The following is a 15,266-nucleotide window of genomic DNA, read 5'->3' as shown; positions in this document are numbered from 1 at the left end:
TAACACATGGGAAACATGCCGAAGGATTTTTTATGGGGCGGTGCTTTAGCTGCCCACCAATTTGAAGGCGGATGGAATCAAGGCGGTAAAGGGCCAAGTGTCGTCGATGTGATGACAGCGGGTGCACACGGCGTTCCGAGAAAAATCAAGAATACCATTGAAGAGAACGAATTTTATCCGAACCATGAAGCCATTGATTTCTATCACAAATACAAGGAAGATATCGCTTTGTTTGCGGAAATGGGCTTAAAATGTCTGCGAACCTCCATCGGCTGGAGCCGGATTTTCCCGAAAGGCGATGAGGCTGAACCGAACGAAGCGGGCTTGCAATTCTATGATGATGTGTTTGATGAATTGCTGAAGCATGGGATCGAGCCGGTGATTACACTGTCTCACTTTGAAATGCCGCTGCATTTGGCAAGGGAATATGGCGGCTTCAGAAACCGGAAAGTCGTGGATTTCTTCGTCAATTTCGCAGAAGCTTGCTTCAACCGTTACAAAGATAAAGTGAAGTACTGGATGACATTTAACGAGATCAACAACCAAATGGATGTGAACAATCCGCTGTTCCTATGGACGAATTCAGGTGTTACGGTCGGCGAAAACGAAAATGCCAAGGAAGTGATGTACCAAACGGCGCACCATGAATTAGTGGCGAGCGCATTAGCGGTGGCAAAAGGAAAAGACATCAATCCAGACTTTCAAATTGGGGCCATGGTGTCACACGTGCCGATTTATCCTTACTCCTCCAATCCTGAAGATGTGATGCTGGCTGAGGAAGAAATGAGACAGCGCTATTTCTTTCCTGATGTACAGGTTCGCGGTTACTATCCAAGCTACGCGTTGAAGGAATTTGAACGAGAGGGCTACAACATCACATTCGAAGACGGTGATGATGAGATTTTAAGAAAGGGTACCGTCGATTACTTAGGCTTTAGCTATTACATGTCAACAACCGTGAAAAGTGATGTGGAAAATGATAATACGGGCGATATCGTCAACGGGGGATTGCCGAATAGTGTCGAAAATCCGTATATCACCTCTAGTGACTGGGGATGGGCGATTGATCCAACTGGGCTGAGATATACGTTAAACCGGTTTTATGACCGGTACCAAATCCCGTTATTCATCGTGGAAAACGGCTTTGGCGCAGTGGATACGCTGGAGGAAGACGGCAAGATCCATGATCCGGAACGCATTCAATATTTGAGATCACATATTGAAGCATTGGAAAAAGCGGTCACTTACGACGGTGTTGATTTAATCGGCTACACGCCGTGGGGGATTATTGATATCGTCTCCTTTACAACAGGCGAAATGAAAAAACGCTACGGCATGATCTATGTTGATCGTGACAATGAAGGAAACGGATCCATGAAGCGGTATAAGAAAGATTCATTTGAGTGGTATAAAAACGTCATTCAAACGAATGGTGAGGAATTATAAGCAGCTGGCCCGAATCGAGCATTGAAGTGCTTGGTTCGGGTTTTTGGTGCGCTGTGGTCTGACATCCAGTGATGGGAATAGATTACCAGTGCGGATTGCTATGTTATGATTTCACCTGTGAGATGCTTTTTTGTATAATTTAATATTAGAAAGGGAAGAGAGGGAGAGAGTTTGTGAGTAAAAAGGGATGAAAGCAGGTGTCTGGCTGGGTTATAAGAACATGATAGAGTTCCCTTAGCAAATCTCCTAATTAAAATTTGGATAGGAAGGGGCAACATCACATTGAAAAACATTTTAATAAGAGCTGGCATATCACCATTTGATACATTTGATGCAGCTCAAATGATTGTTCGCAACTCCATTGGCGGCAACGTAGGAAACTTAGTATATGCCTACAGTGTGTTTCGTACGCTGATGACTGAAGAAACGACGATTACTCCTGATTATTATCGGATTCATCCAGCAGACGCTGAACAAATTAATAAAACATATGATATGTATATTATTCCGCTGGCAGATGCATTCCGCGAGGATTTCGTGCCTTCTTTACGGAAATATACCCAATTAATTAAGAAACTAACCATTCCGGTTGTTGTGATTGGTGTTGGTTTACGGGCTCCGTTTGAACCAAAATTAAATGAAGGTTTTCCTTTTGATGAGGATGTAAAGGCGTTTGTGAGTGCCGTGCTGGAGAGATCAAATATGATCGGTGTCCGCGGTGAGATTACAGCGAAATACCTTTCCAGATTAGGATTCCGTGAAGGTATTGACCATACTGTAATTGGCTGTCCGTCTATGTATGCGTTTGGAAGAGAACTGAAGATAAGAGAAACCCATATCACACCAGAATCAATGGTGACGGTTAACTCATCAAGGCTGTCTCCTAAGCATGTGCTGGACTTCATTACGAGAAGCATGAAAGAGTTCCCGAATCATTACTTTATCCCGCAATGGCGAAAAGAGATGATTCTAACGTATGCTGGTGCGCCTGCGATAGCGAAGCCTGCCGATAATTACCCGGTCAGCATGGACGACCCAGCTTATCAGAATGATAGAGTCCGGTTCTTTTTAAATGTGCCGACATGGCTGGATTTCCTGAGACAAGCTGATTTGAGCTTTGGCGCAAGGCTGCATGGAAATATCGCAGCGACGATTGCCGGAACACCGAGCCTTTTGCTTCCGAAAGATGCTAGAATGCGGGAATTAGCTGAGTACCATCAGTTAACGCATGTCATGGCAAATGAGATAACGGAGCAAACAAAACTGTCAGAATTAATTGAAACACTTGATTTTCATCAGCCTGAAAAACGGCAAGCGCAAAACTTTGACCATTTCATCAGCTTCCTGAATCAAAATGAGTTGGATCATATTTATAAAGAGAAAGCGATTCCTGATACCGTTCCTTTTGACGAAAAGCTATCTAACACAAAGCTTCTTCCGCCTGTGACTACAGTTAGCGGCTGCAGTTCCACAGAAACAGCGAAACGCTGGGAAGCGCTTATGGCATTAGAAAATGCCAAAAAGGAAAAAACCATTAAAGATCTGAAAAACAAGGTCAAAAAGTATCAGGGCACTTTAAATAGGAAATCAGTGCGTATCGCTTTAAAAACAGCAAATATGCTGAGTGTGAAGTGACCATTCACTAACATTACAACTATATTACAATTGTATAAAACATGCAATATTTTTGGAATAAAAAAGAAAGCCGCAATGCTGCCAATCTGGCAATATTGCGGCTTTCTTGTATTAGTTACGGATAAGGTAATCAAACGCGCCAAGAGCGGCAGTTGCGCCTGATCCCATCGAAATAATGATTTGGTTGTATGCACTGTCTGTACAGTCACCCGCAGCGAATAAGCCTGGGACACTTGTCGCGCCGTGTTTGTCGACGATGATTTCGCCGATGCGGTTGCGTTCAACCGTTCCGTCTAACCATTCTGTGTTTGGCACGAGACCGATTTGGACGAATACACCTTGGAGTTCAACGTGTTTTTCTTCGCCTGTTTCGCGGTCTACGTATGTGATGCCGTTTACGCTCTGATCGCCTGTGATTTCTTTCGTTTGTGCGTTTTTCACGACAGTGACGTTAGGCAGGCTGTAAAGACGTTTTTGCAGCACTTCGTCTGCTTTCAGATCCGGCGCGAACTCTAGCACAGTAACATGTTTAACGATGCCTGCAAGATCAATCGCTGCTTCGATTCCAGAGTTTCCGCCGCCGATAACCGCTACGTCTTTGCCTTCAAACAATGGCCCATCACAGTGCGGGCAGTATGCGACACCTTTGTTTTTGAACTCTTGTTCACCAGGTACGTTGACATTGCGCCAGCGGGCACCTGTTGAAAGGATCACTGTTTTACTTTTCAGGACAGCGCCGTTTTCAAGTTCAAGTTCGAAAAGATCTTTCTTCTCAAGTCGTTTTGCGCGCTGAAGGTTCATGATATCAATATCATATTCCTTCACGTGCTCTTCAAGACTTGCAGCAAGTTTCGGACCTTCAGTCGCTTTGACGCTGATGAAGTTTTCGATGCTCATTGTGTCGAGAACCTGTCCGCCGAAGCGCTCAGCGACAACACCAGTGCGGATGCCTTTACGCGCAGTGTAGATCGCTGCACTTGCGCCAGCAGGTCCGCCTCCGACAACAAGAACGTCAAACGGCTCTTTGTCAGCAAACTCAGATGCATCTGCGCCGCTGCCCATTTTCGCAAGAATTTCTTCAAGCGTCATACGGCCGCTTCCGAAGGATTCGCCATTCAGGTAAACGGTCGGCACTGCCATGATGTTTTTGCTTTCAACTTCTGATTTGTATGCCGCACCGTCGATCATTGTGTGCGTAATGTTCGGGTTCAGCACGCTCATCATGTTTAAAGCTTGTACAACGTCAGGGCAGTTATGGCATGTCAGGCTGATATAAGATTCAAAGTGGTATTCACCGCTGATCTTCTTCACCTGATCAATGACTTTTTGGTCTACCTTAGGCGGTCTGCCGCTCACTTGGAGCAGCGCCAAAACTAATGATGTAAATTCGTGGCCCAGAGGGATACCGGCGAATGTAACGCCAGTGTCTTCTCCGACACGATTGACACTGAAGCTTGGCGTTCTGTTTAACTCAGCTTTTTCAACTGAAATTTTAGATGACATGGAAGCCAGCTCATCAACAAGAGCCAGCATGTCCTTTGAAATGTCATCTTCGCCTGCGCTAACTTTGAGAACAATGTCATTCTCAATTAGCTGCATGTATTGATTTAATTGTGCTTTGATATTTGCATCAAGTACCAATGGAATGCACTCCTTAGATTTTACCTACTAGATCAAGGCTAGGTGTAAGAGTTTCGCCGCCTTCTTCCCATTTAGCCGGGCAAACTTCACCTGGGTTTTGACGAACGTATTGTGCTGCTTTTACTTTGCTGATCAGGTTGCTTGCGTCACGGCCGATACCGCCTGCATTGATTTCTACAGTTTGGATGACGCCATCTGGGTCGATGATGAATGTTCCGCGGTCAGCAAGACCAGTTTCTTCGTCAAGAACATCGAAGTTGCGAGAGATCGTTTGAGATGGGTCACCGATCATTGCGTAAGTGATTTTGCCGATTTTTTCAGAGCTGTCATGCCAGCCTTTGTGTACGAAGTGAGTATCTGTAGAGATAGAGTATACTTCAACACCTAATTCTTTAAGTGCAGCGTATTGGTTTTGAAGATCTTCAAGCTCAGTTGGGCATACGAAAGAGAAATCTGCTGGGTAGAAGCAGAATACGCTCCATTGGCCTTTCAGAGATTCGTTTGTTACATCGATGAATTCACCGTTTTTGAATGCTTTTGCTTCGAATGGAAGTACTTCTTTACCGATTAAAGACATAATGTATATTCCTCCTAAAATGTATTAGAAAGCATATGCGCTTTCAATAATAATTCTAATTATATATGAATTATTAATTAATATATATTTTTTGTCAAGCCATAACCTACTTTTTTTCATCTTATTTAAGGTGTGATAGGTAGGATTTAGGTATTTCTTTTATAACAGATGAGATTATTGATATGGATTGATTCTCAATTAGACAAGGTTTTCAGGGACTTTTGTAAATCAGAATGCAAGCCGTTTTAGGCATTTGAACATTTAATGACACCATGGGCAAGCGGCAAAGTACAATTACCAAAAGCAGAATAGAACGGAACAGCAAGCATGCTGTCACATGATGATCTTGGGGATTGTTTCTAGCTATTATTGTATCACTGTTTATGATATTTAAAACATAACTTGTCTCCTGTAATTTGAGATAGAAGAAATCATAGATGAAAAAAACACGGTTCAGTTGAAACTGACCGTGTTTTTTATGGCTATTATTCAGACCAATTTGTGTGAAAAACGCCGTCCATATCTGTCCGTTCGTACGTATGGGCGCCGAAGTAATCGCGCTGCGCCTGCAAGAGGTTCGCATTGGAACGGCCTGTGCGGTAGCCGTCGTAATAAGAGAGCGCTGTTGTCAAGCATGGGAATGAGATTCCTGTGCTGATGCCCTCGCAAACGACTTTTCGCAGGCCTGTTTGATAGGCTTGGAGCTTATCTGTGAAATAAGGCGCGATCAGCAGGTTTGCGAGATTTGGCTGCTCGCTGAATGCTTCGCTGATCACATTTAGGAAATCAGCGCGGATGATGCAGCCGCCTCGGAAAATCAAGGCGATGTCTTTGAGCGGCAGGTTCCATCCGTAAAGCTCAGATGACATTTTATATTGGGCAAAGCCTTGTGCATAGGCGCATACTTTCCCCATGTAAAGTGCCTGTCTGACGTATTCAATCCAGGTGTCTTTATCAAAGTGTTTTTCTTCGGCTTCTGGTCCTGCTAACACGTCTTGAGCTGCCATCCGTTCTTCTTTTAAGGATGACAAGTAGCGGGCGAATAAGGACTCTGTGATGATTGTGGACGGGATGCCGTTATCAATTGCCTGCATGCTCGTCCATTTTCCGGTGCCTTTTTGTCCGGTTTTATCAAGGATGACATCGATCAAAGGCTGTCCTGTTTGTTCGTCTTTTTTGCGTAAAATCTCAGCTGTAATCTCTATTAAATAGCTTTTCAGCTCACCTTGATTCCATGTTTCAAAAATAGATGCAATTTCATCGAGCGGCAGACGCAGCGTTTCTCTCAGAAACGTATACGCTTCTGCAATCAGCTGCATGTCGGCATACTCAATGCCGTTGTGCACCATTTTTGTAAAGTGCCCTGCCCCTTTTGGCCCGATATAGACACAGCACGGGTCATCTCCGACTTGAGCTGCGATTTTCGTCAGGATAGGAGCGGCTTTCTCATAGACTTCGCGATCTCCGCCCGGCATGATGGAAGGCCCTGTTAATGCGCCGACTTCGCCGCCGGAAATGCCGACTCCCAGGTAGCCGATGCCCTTTTCCTTCAGCTCGTCATATCTTCTTTCTGTGTCTTCATAGTGGGAGTTGCCCCCGTCCATGATGACGTCGCCTTCTTCAAGCAAAGGCATTAATGATTGGATGACGGAATCTACGGGTTTACCCGCTGTGACCATCAGAAAGATTTTTCTTGGTTTCTCTAACGATTGAACAAAATCCTGAAGCTCGTAGTACGGGCTGAGAGATTGTCCATCCAGCTTTTGGACAAGCTGGTCCGTTAAATCTCTGGTGTAATTATAGACTGCGACGTTTTCACCTTTGTTTGCCATGTTTAAGGCGATATTGCTTCCCATTACGCCTAAGCCTATGACACCAATCGTATTGAACATGTGTTACAGCTCCTTCATCAATTTCATACAACTAAACTTAACAATAATATGAATCCCAGTCCAGCAACGGAGATAATTGTTTCCAGCAAGGTCCATGTGGCAAATGTTTCTTTCATGCTTAATCCGAAGTATTCCTTGAACATCCAGAAGCCGGCGTCATTGACGTGCGAAGCGATGACGCTTCCGGCGCCTGTTGCGAGCACGACTAATGCCAGGTTGACATCAGAATGTCCCAGCAATGGAATGACCAGCCCTGTTGTGCTTAGCGCGGCAACAGTGGCTGACCCTAGAGAAATGCGCAGGATCGCCGCGATGAGCCATGCAAGGATGATTGGCGATAATGCCGTTCCTTTGAATAAGTCTGCCACGTAATCACCGACACCGCCGTTGATCAGCACTTGTTTGAAGGCGCCGCCTCCCCCGATGATCAGAAGCATCATGCCGATTTGTGAAATGGCTGTTGAACAAGAGTCCATCACGGTTTTGACTGGAATGTTGCGTTTGATGCCCATTGTATAGACTGCGACCAATAACGAAATAATCATAGCAGTCGATGCGTTTCCAATCAATCGGATAAGAGCTAAAACTCCGTTATCCGCAAATCCGATTGTTTCTTGAAGCAGGTCGATAATGGTTGCGACCGACATGATGATAATCGGAAGCATTGCAGTAAAGACACTGATTCCGAAGCCGGGTGTTTCCTCAAGCTTGAACGTTTTTTGCGTGCCGAGTGATGCAATATTGCCGTTTTTCGAAAATGATGCAGGAACGATTTTTTTCGCGAGCTTTGTAAACAAAGGCCCTGCGATGAGCACTGTCGGAACAGCGACGATAAAGCCGTACAGCAGCACTTCCCCAATGTTGGCGCCGTACTCACCGGCAATCGCGGTAGGCCCCGGATGTGGAGGCAGGAAACCGTGCGTGACGGATAGCGCTGCGACCATCGGAATCCCGAGATATAAAATAGAAATCTTCAATTCTCTTGAAATCGCAAATACAATTGGAATTAATAGAACCAATCCTACTTCAAAAAATAACGCAATACCGATAATGAATGAGGCAATGACAACGGCCCATTGAATGTTTTTCTCGCCGAATTTGTTGACGAGTGTCATCGCAATGCGCTGGGCGCCTCCTGAATCGGCGATCAGCTTGCCCAGCATTGCACCGAGTCCGAAGATGAGTGCGATGTGGCCAAGAGTTCCCCCTATTCCTTCTTCAATGGAGCTGACAACTTTATCGAACGGCATCCCGAGTGCCAATGCCACGCCGAACGATACGACCAGCAAGGAAATAAATGTGTTTAATTTTAAGCCCATAATCAATAGCAGTAATGCTAAGATCCCAAGTGCAACGATGATTAACGGCATGGTAATGCCCTCCCCTTCATGTCATGTACTAGTTGTGTGTGATTAAGCCCCTCTGATAATTTGCGATTTGTGTATATTGATTTTCTAATGATCTTGATAGATTGATGAAAATCGGCATTAATGTTCTGTATTCTTTGGCTGAGTCTTCGATCGGCGTATGCCTGTATGTGCTGCCGACCATGTCTGACACGGCATCGAATGAATCAATTTTTCCTGTCGCATATAGGCCTAAAATGCAGGCGCCGAGACATGAGCTTTCGTAGCTTTCCGGTACGACAACCTCTGATTCGAAGATATCCGACATCATTTGGCGCCAAACCTCAGACCTTGCAAATCCTCCTGTTGCCTGAATCCGGGTTACCGGGCTGTCCATGCATTCCGTTAACGCCAGGAACACCGTATACAGGTTGTAAATGACACCTTCCAATGCCGCTCGTATCATATGCTCTTTCTTATGCGACATGGTCAGGCCGAAAAATGAGCCGCGCACATCCGGATTCCACAACGGAGCGCGTTCTCCGGCGAGGTACGGGTGGAACAGCAGACCGTCAGAACCTGGTCTGACGCGTTCGGCAATCTTCGTCAGCACATCATATGGATCAATGCCCAATCGTGTCGCTGTCTCGATTTCGGAAGAGGCAAACTCGTCTCTGATCCAGCGAAGGACGATGCCCCCATTGTTCACCGGCCCGCCGATGACCCAATGCTTGTCCGTTAAGGCGTAGCAGAAAATCCGTCCCTTTTCATCGGTTTGCGGCTGGTCAATAATTGTCCGGATAGCACCGCTTGTTCCGATGGTGACGGCGATTTCGCCTTTTTTAATGGCGTTGACGCCGAGATTGGACAGCACGCCGTCACTGGCGCCGATGACAAAAGGTGTTTCCGGATCGATGCCCATCTGGATCGCTAACTCCGGGCTGCAGTGCTGAAAGATTTGAGTCGTCGGCACAAGTTTTGATAAGTGATCAGGCGTGATGCCTGCGATGCGCAGTGCTTCTTCGTCCCAATCCAAGCTTTTCAGATTCATCATGCCTGTCGCTGAGGCCAAGGAGTAATCGATGACATACTCATTGAACAGCTGTTTAAAAATGTACTCTTTGATACCGATATATTTTTTGGCTTTGGAAGCGATTTCTTTTCGTTCATTTGTGATCCAGGCAATTTTGCTTAACGGTGACATCGGATGGATCGGTGTCCCTGTCCGTTTGTACACCTCATGCCCGTTCAATTCCTCTTTAATCTTATGCGCCCAGCCTTCGCTCCGGTTGTCGGCCCACGTGATGCAAGGCGTCAGCGGCTGATCATGTTCATCGATTGCGATGACGCTGTGCATGGCGCTGCTGAATGAAATGAATGAGATCTGTTTGTCTGGATGCTGTTTTGTAATTCTCGCTGTTGTGTGGATGACCGCCTGAAAAATCTCTTCCGGGTTCTGTTCAGCCGTAGAGATGTCCGGTGTATAGAGCGGGTAGCCGATGCTTGCTTTCTGTACCACGTCTCCATTTTCACTGAACAATACAGCTTTTGTGCTTGTCGTGCCGATATCGATTCCTAACATATAACTAGTCATTGTTGTATTCAGCTCCTTTTGCCAGCATTTGTTGTGAGAGCCACAGGTCTTCTACCTTTTCTTGCACATCATCAAAGTTTTGGTGAAGAGACTGAATCATCAGCGCCCTGTCCTTTGCTTTAATGGCCTGAATATAAAGCTCATGGTTATCTAAAATCCTTGTGAAATCTTCATATTTTTCCTTTAACCGTACCCGCATGGACAACAGAATAAAGCTTTCCATGACGGGTTTTAGATTGTGCCAGATCATCTGAATGTATGAATGATCAATGGCGCGGACAATCGTTTCATGGAACAGCACGTCTTGAAATGAAAATTCGTCAGCATCCTCGTATTTGATGGAGACTTTCATCATTTCAAGTATTTTGCTGAGATCTTTAACTAAAGGCTCAATGTCTATTTTGACAAGCCGTTCAAAGACAAATGTTTCTAATAGTAATCGCACATCATAAATTTCCGCGACTTCCTTTTCAGTTAACCCAATCACAACCGCTCCCATTCGTTCTAAGCGGATGATTTTTTCGGATGCGAGTATTTTTAACGCTTCGCGAACCGGCGAGCGGCTTACTGAAAACTCGGCGGCGATCGTATTTTCTGATAAAATGGTACCGCTTTCAATCATGCCTGAAATAATCCGCATTCTCAGCTCGCATGCGACACGAACACCAGTTGACGCTTTTGAGAGCCATTTTGCGGGATACAACAGGTCCTTGGAGTCTAGCATACAACTCACCTTCCTCACTAAAGGAGTATACTTGTATACAAGTATGATAACGTGAATATTTCATTTATGCAAACACTTTCATTTCTAATTTTTAATAAAATTTTTCCCAGATAGAATGGTATTTATTTCTAAACGAGATATGGTACATTGGAGATAGATAGCGTAAGTGAATCATGTTTTGAAAGAGGCGATTTGGATGAAAATCATCATTGCACCTGATTCTTTTAAGGAAAGTTTATCAGCTCTGGAGGCCGCTGACGCGATAGAAAGAGGTTTCAAATCGGTTTTTCCTGGTGCCGATTACAGAAAACTGCCGATGGCGGATGGCGGTGAGGGCACCGTTCAGTCTCTGGTTGATGCTACAAACGGATGGATCAAAGAGCAGGTTGTCACGGGGCCGCTGGGGGAACCTGTGAAAGCGTTTTTTGGCATGATGGGGGATGAAAAAACGGCTGTGATTGAAATGTCTGCTGCATCAGGGCTGCATCTGGTGTCCGTTGAAAAGCGCAATCCGCTTGTCACTACAACGAAAGGGACGGGAGAATTAATCACAGCGGCTCTTGATGCGGGAGCGGAGCGTTTGATCATTGGGATCGGCGGAAGCGCCACGAATGACGGAGGAGCCGGGATGATTCAAGCATTGGGCGGAAGGCTTCTTGATGACTCAGGCCGTGAGATCGGCCCCGGGGGCGGCGCGTTATCTCAGCTCGCATCAATAGATGTAAGCGGGCTTGATTCCAGATTGCGGACTGTCAAAATCGAAGTCGCCTGCGACGTGGACAATCCGTTAACAGGGCCAAGAGGAGCTTCAGCTGTTTTCGGGCCGCAAAAAGGCGCGACAGACGACATGGTGCGTGTACTGGATCAGCACCTGACCCATTTTGCGGATGTGGCAGAAAAAGCGCTCGGAACAACCTACAGAGAAACAGAGGGCGCCGGCGCAGCAGGCGGTCTTGGGTGGAGCCTGCTGGCTTTTCTTCATGCTGATCTGAAAAGAGGCATTGATATTGTCCTTGAAGCGGTTGATTTTGAAAATGAAGTTCAGGATGCAGATCTTGTGATTACCGGTGAGGGACGGATTGACAGCCAAACCATCTATGGAAAAACGCCGATCGGCGTGGCCAAAGCAGCTAAATCATATGATGTGCCCGTCATTGGCATTGCGGGTTCAGTGTCACGAGACAGTGATGCCGCCTATCAACACGGAATCGACGCGCTTTTCAGCATCGTTCCCGGAGCCGTGCCTCTTGAAGACGCGTTTGAACATGCCGCAGAATATATGGAAAGAACGGCTCGAGACATTGCAGCATCCATCAAATTGGCGAAAACGATATTTCTGATATAGCCGGCGCACACGCCAATGCATAGCCATCCTCCTTTTGGGGTAGAGACAGTTAACCACACAATGAGATATTCATCCCAGAAGGAGGACGCAGACATGACTGTGCAAGAAATCAAAGGCAAAAAACTTGTAAAAGGCATTGCGCCAAACGTTGAACCAGAAGCCCTATTAAATGATAAACGAAAAGTATTTTTGTTTGGTTCTCCGAGTTACACAAACATTGGAGACCAAGCGATTGCGTATGCGGAAGAGAAATTTATAAAAAACCGTTTTCCGTATTATGAATACATTGAGATTATGGATTATGCGACGGATGAGGGCATTGAATTGGTGAAGGAGATCATCCGTGAAGACGATATTGTCTGCTTTACCGGCGGAGGGAATTTAGGAAACCTTTATCTCGATATTGAGGAAGACAGAAGAAAGGTCTTTTCGGCGTTTAAGGACTACAAATCGATTTCTCTGCCGCAATCTGTGTATTTTGAAGATACAGAGGAAGGAAATAAAGAAAAGAAAAAAACACAGGATGCGTACCATCAAAATCCTAACTTAACGATTGCAGCGCGTGAGACGCAGACGTTGGATGTTGTAAAAGAGACATTCGATTCCAATGTGATCTTTACACCGGATATGGTGCTCTCCTTGGATATTGTGCCGAAAGAGCTCGAGCGGGACGGCGTTCTCTTTATTTTAAGAGCGGATAAGGAGAAAGTGACAGACGAAGACTTTATTTCACAGATGATGAAATGGGCAGAAAAAACAACCTATGCGGAGCGTACCGATACGGTGCTGGATACGGTCGACACCATTGATTACGCCGATCGTGAAAAGCATTTTATGGAGATGCTGGACCGCATCGGTTCCAGTAAATTGGTGATTACCGACCGCCTTCACGCGATGATTTTCTCGATTATCACCAAAACACCTTGCCTCGTCTTTGGAAACAGCTACGGCAAAGCCAAACATTCGTACCGGGATTGGCTTGAAAGCTTAAACTTCATTGAATATACGGATAAGAATGATGTTGAGGAACTGGAGCGCATGATCGACCGCCTGCTTCAAGTAGAGCCGAATGAAGTTGATTTGTCTAAGGATTTTCAGCCGTTGGTTGATTTTTTTAGAACATAAAAGAAAAAGCAGACTGACAGCGGTCTGCTTTTTCTAATGAAGTCACTATAAACCGATTGAATTCACCAAACTCGAAACGTCAGAACGAACTTTATCAAACGAAAGCTGATCTTTCATTTGATCAGTGACACTGTCTATCGCTTTTCCTGACATATGATGGTCAAGCATTTCCCGTTTCGCCTTAACCGCCTGCTCGGCGTCGGTAATGTCATCATGGATTGAAGACAAGTTCTTACGGTCTTCTTGGAAAGCATAGCTTAGTTGTTTTTTGATTGAATTCATAAGTGCCATTTTTTGTTCTTGTCTTTTCTTCTCTTTGAACGCCGCCAATTGTTCTGGCGTCATTTCAGATGTATCTACATGAGCATTTGAAAAAAGCGAAGTGCTGGAATGCTGGCTCGTCACTCTTTGTATAAAACGGTCTGCATCTGTTGGTTTTTTATTCATAAAATCCATGATTCGTACTCTCCTTATGAAATCCCCATCCGGCTTGCTGCTGCCAGATCTGCATCATGATAAGCATGTCCCATATGCCCAAGGTCATCTGCCACCATCTGAAGCAAGTGCTGTAAATGAAGCGCCGTATCTACTGCCTGATCATACTTTTCTTTTGAGTAAAAAAGGTGGTGCGGTTTGTTCATTTTAAGCTTATTGATCAGATCATCGACATCAGAAATAGATAATTCATCATATGTTCCAAAACCAACCATTCGTGTATGCATGTTCCTGACACCCTCAATAGAATCCTTTACTATGTCATCAATTCTTTCAATTTGGCGTATGGTCTTAGACCATTCTGATTCAGCGATATGTTTTAACTGCGTGCTTGTATTCATCAATACATGTGACTTAATGAGGATTGAAACACCTGTATTGGCTTTCACATTCGTTGATTTCATTTGTTTAAGCATTGCTATTGCAAAGTCAGGGTTATTTTTCAACACATCATCAACGGTTTGGACAGAGCCATCTGAATTGAAGTTGTAGCGGTCTAAACCGTGACTTCCCATTAAGGCTTCGACAAACAGTGTGACATCAAGAGATTGATTGCCGTAATGTTTAAGGGCAAGCCCAAGCATTTTCACTTCATTAGGGAGATCATTATTTTGTACACCATTCGGCAAAGTCTCGTCATACATCACTTTCACTTTACCCACTTCAGCGGCATCCCGATTCAGCAAAGATAATCCATCATTTAGACTAATATACTCTGTTAAACGGCTGCGGAAATCCCCTCTTAATGCTCGGGCTTTTACATCCTCCGGCAGGTTTTCATATATGTTAGGATTTTCGAAAGTAACGCCGCGTTTGATAAAGTCATTCATCACGACTGCATAGCTTGCATTAGAACCGCCTAATGAGTGACCGGTGACTTGAATGTCAGCATTTTTAAAGTCTTTATGTATTTTTTTTGCATATTGATCTGCCTGAATGGCCTGGTTCTCTGTCCCGTCATCAAACGGTTTTTTACCAACCAAATAACTAGTGTCCATATGGAGCCAATCTTGCAAAATTTCATTTGAATATTCACGAAGCCCTTTTGCTGAGTCATAAAAGGAACCATCTTCATCTTCAGGAATGTTGATTCCCTTTTTCTCTAATTCTTTAATAAGCTGTTCCCGCTTATCACGATATTGTTTTATTGTATCTTGGAATTGGCCGGGGCTGATAGGTTCTGATCCGCGGTATGCGATGATGGCGTTTTGGATTTTTTCTTTGTCTTTTCCATTGTTTGAAAGTGTATAATCTCTTTCATTAACAAGAGTTAAGGCATCTAGACCCTTTTTAGTTTTTTTATAATCAACAACATACAGTTTTTGACCGTTGCTAATTTTTATTGTTTGACCAATATGGTATTTTTTAAGGTTATATGCTGAACTGGAAATTTCATTATAATCTTCATCACTAATTTTTAAAGTGTTTTTTCTTATAGCCATTTCA

Annotated in this window: 12 protein-coding genes; 4 read left to right on the top strand and 8 right to left on the bottom strand. The window is 44.6% G+C overall.

Annotation, left to right across the window (positions count from 1 at the left end):
- The first annotated feature begins 6 nt into the window (after nt 1-6).
- Both bglA and M1M80_RS20990 read left to right on the top strand, forming a co-directional pair.
- Nucleotides 7-1,446 carry a 6-phospho-beta-glucosidase BglA gene (gene bglA, locus M1M80_RS20995; protein ID WP_060399918.1) on the top strand — a complete coding sequence of 480 codons (1,440 nt, stop codon included), beginning with the start codon at nt 7-9 and terminating at the stop codon, nt 1,444-1,446.
- A 282-nt stretch (nt 1,447-1,728) separates the two neighbouring features.
- The gene (locus M1M80_RS20990) at nt 1,729-3,081 is read left to right on the top strand and encodes a polysaccharide pyruvyl transferase family protein (protein ID WP_060399917.1); all 1,353 of its coding nucleotides are present in this window, start codon (nt 1,729-1,731) and stop codon (nt 3,079-3,081) included.
- Between the two features lie 111 nt (nt 3,082-3,192).
- Here the strand turns inward: M1M80_RS20990 and ahpF are convergent, their stop codons facing one another.
- The 6 genes from ahpF to gntR form a co-directional block, all read right to left on the bottom strand.
- Nucleotides 3,193-4,722 carry an alkyl hydroperoxide reductase subunit F gene (ahpF, locus tag M1M80_RS20985; RefSeq protein ID WP_019259981.1) on the bottom strand — a complete coding sequence of 510 codons (1,530 nt, stop codon included), beginning with the start codon at nt 4,720-4,722 and terminating at the stop codon, nt 3,193-3,195.
- 13 nt (nt 4,723-4,735) lie between these two features.
- Nucleotides 4,736-5,299, bottom strand: coding sequence for an alkyl hydroperoxide reductase subunit C (gene ahpC / locus M1M80_RS20980; RefSeq protein ID WP_003236447.1), 564 nt, complete (start codon nt 5,297-5,299; stop codon nt 4,736-4,738).
- A 485-nt stretch (nt 5,300-5,784) separates the two neighbouring features.
- Complete coding sequence (gene gnd / locus M1M80_RS20975) at nt 5,785-7,191, bottom strand: decarboxylating NADP(+)-dependent phosphogluconate dehydrogenase (RefSeq protein WP_060399916.1); 1,407 nt, start codon at nt 7,189-7,191, stop codon at nt 5,785-5,787.
- A gap of 23 nt (nt 7,192-7,214) precedes the next feature.
- Nucleotides 7,215-8,561 carry a gluconate permease GntP gene (gene gntP, locus M1M80_RS20970; protein WP_003236443.1) on the bottom strand — a complete coding sequence of 449 codons (1,347 nt, stop codon included), beginning with the start codon at nt 8,559-8,561 and terminating at the stop codon, nt 7,215-7,217.
- A gap of 28 nt (nt 8,562-8,589) precedes the next feature.
- Nucleotides 8,590-10,131 carry a gluconokinase gene (gene gntK / locus M1M80_RS20965; RefSeq protein WP_060399915.1) on the bottom strand — a complete coding sequence of 514 codons (1,542 nt, stop codon included), beginning with the start codon at nt 10,129-10,131 and terminating at the stop codon, nt 8,590-8,592.
- Nucleotides 10,124-10,855, bottom strand: a complete 732-nt coding sequence (gntR, locus tag M1M80_RS20960; RefSeq protein ID WP_060399914.1) for a gluconate operon transcriptional repressor GntR — start codon at nt 10,853-10,855, stop codon at nt 10,124-10,126. The genes gntK and gntR overlap by 8 nt, the downstream gene beginning before the upstream one ends.
- Before the next feature lie 196 nt (nt 10,856-11,051).
- Here gntR and M1M80_RS20955 point away from each other — a divergent pair, with 196 nt between their 5' ends.
- Both M1M80_RS20955 and M1M80_RS20950 read left to right on the top strand, forming a co-directional pair.
- Nucleotides 11,052-12,200: a glycerate kinase gene (locus M1M80_RS20955; protein ID WP_060399913.1), complete on the top strand. Its 1,149-nt coding sequence runs from the start codon at nt 11,052-11,054 to the stop codon at nt 12,198-12,200.
- 93 nt (nt 12,201-12,293) lie between these two features.
- Nucleotides 12,294-13,325, top strand: a complete 1,032-nt coding sequence (locus tag M1M80_RS20950) for a polysaccharide pyruvyl transferase family protein (protein WP_060399912.1) — start codon at nt 12,294-12,296, stop codon at nt 13,323-13,325.
- A 45-nt stretch (nt 13,326-13,370) separates the two neighbouring features.
- Here M1M80_RS20950 and M1M80_RS20945 read toward each other — a convergent pair whose 3' ends face one another.
- Nucleotides 13,371-13,781, bottom strand: coding sequence for a hypothetical protein (locus tag M1M80_RS20945; RefSeq protein WP_060399911.1), 411 nt, complete (start codon nt 13,779-13,781; stop codon nt 13,371-13,373).
- Between the two features lie 14 nt (nt 13,782-13,795).
- Nucleotides 13,796-15,262, bottom strand: a complete 1,467-nt coding sequence (locus M1M80_RS20940; protein WP_060399910.1) for a DUF2974 domain-containing protein — start codon at nt 15,260-15,262, stop codon at nt 13,796-13,798.
- Nucleotides 15,263-15,266: the final 4 nt, after the last annotated feature.

It is taken from the genome of Bacillus inaquosorum, from assembly GCF_023238325.1.
GTDB lineage: Bacteria > Bacillota > Bacilli > Bacillales > Bacillaceae > Bacillus > Bacillus inaquosorum.
This window is presented reverse-complemented; position numbering and strand designations above follow the sequence as displayed.

Excerpts from the sequence above, each read along its gene's own strand:
- M1M80_RS20955 (WP_060399913.1), top strand. The coding sequence starts at position 11,052 with ATGAAAATCATCATTGCACCTGATTCTTTTAAGGAAAGTTTATCAGCT.
- bglA (WP_060399918.1), top strand. The coding sequence starts at position 7 with ATGGGAAACATGCCGAAGGATTTTTTATGGGGCGGTGCTTTAGCTGCC.
- gntP (WP_003236443.1), bottom strand. The coding sequence starts at position 8,561 with ATGCCGTTAATCATCGTTGCACTTGGGATCTTAGCATTACTGCTATTG.
- M1M80_RS20950 (WP_060399912.1), top strand. The coding sequence starts at position 12,294 with ATGACTGTGCAAGAAATCAAAGGCAAAAAACTTGTAAAAGGCATTGCG.
- gntR (WP_060399914.1), bottom strand. The coding sequence starts at position 10,855 with ATGCTAGACTCCAAGGACCTGTTGTATCCCGCAAAATGGCTCTCAAAA.
- M1M80_RS20940 (WP_060399910.1), bottom strand. The coding sequence starts at position 15,262 with ATGGCTATAAGAAAAAACACTTTAAAAATTAGTGATGAAGATTATAAT.
- gnd (WP_060399916.1), bottom strand. The coding sequence starts at position 7,191 with ATGTTCAATACGATTGGTGTCATAGGCTTAGGCGTAATGGGAAGCAAT.
- ahpC (WP_003236447.1), bottom strand. The coding sequence starts at position 5,299 with ATGTCTTTAATCGGTAAAGAAGTACTTCCATTCGAAGCAAAAGCATTC.
- M1M80_RS20945 (WP_060399911.1), bottom strand. The coding sequence starts at position 13,781 with ATGGATTTTATGAATAAAAAACCAACAGATGCAGACCGTTTTATACAA.
- gntK (WP_060399915.1), bottom strand. The coding sequence starts at position 10,131 with ATGACTAGTTATATGTTAGGAATCGATATCGGCACGACAAGCACAAAA.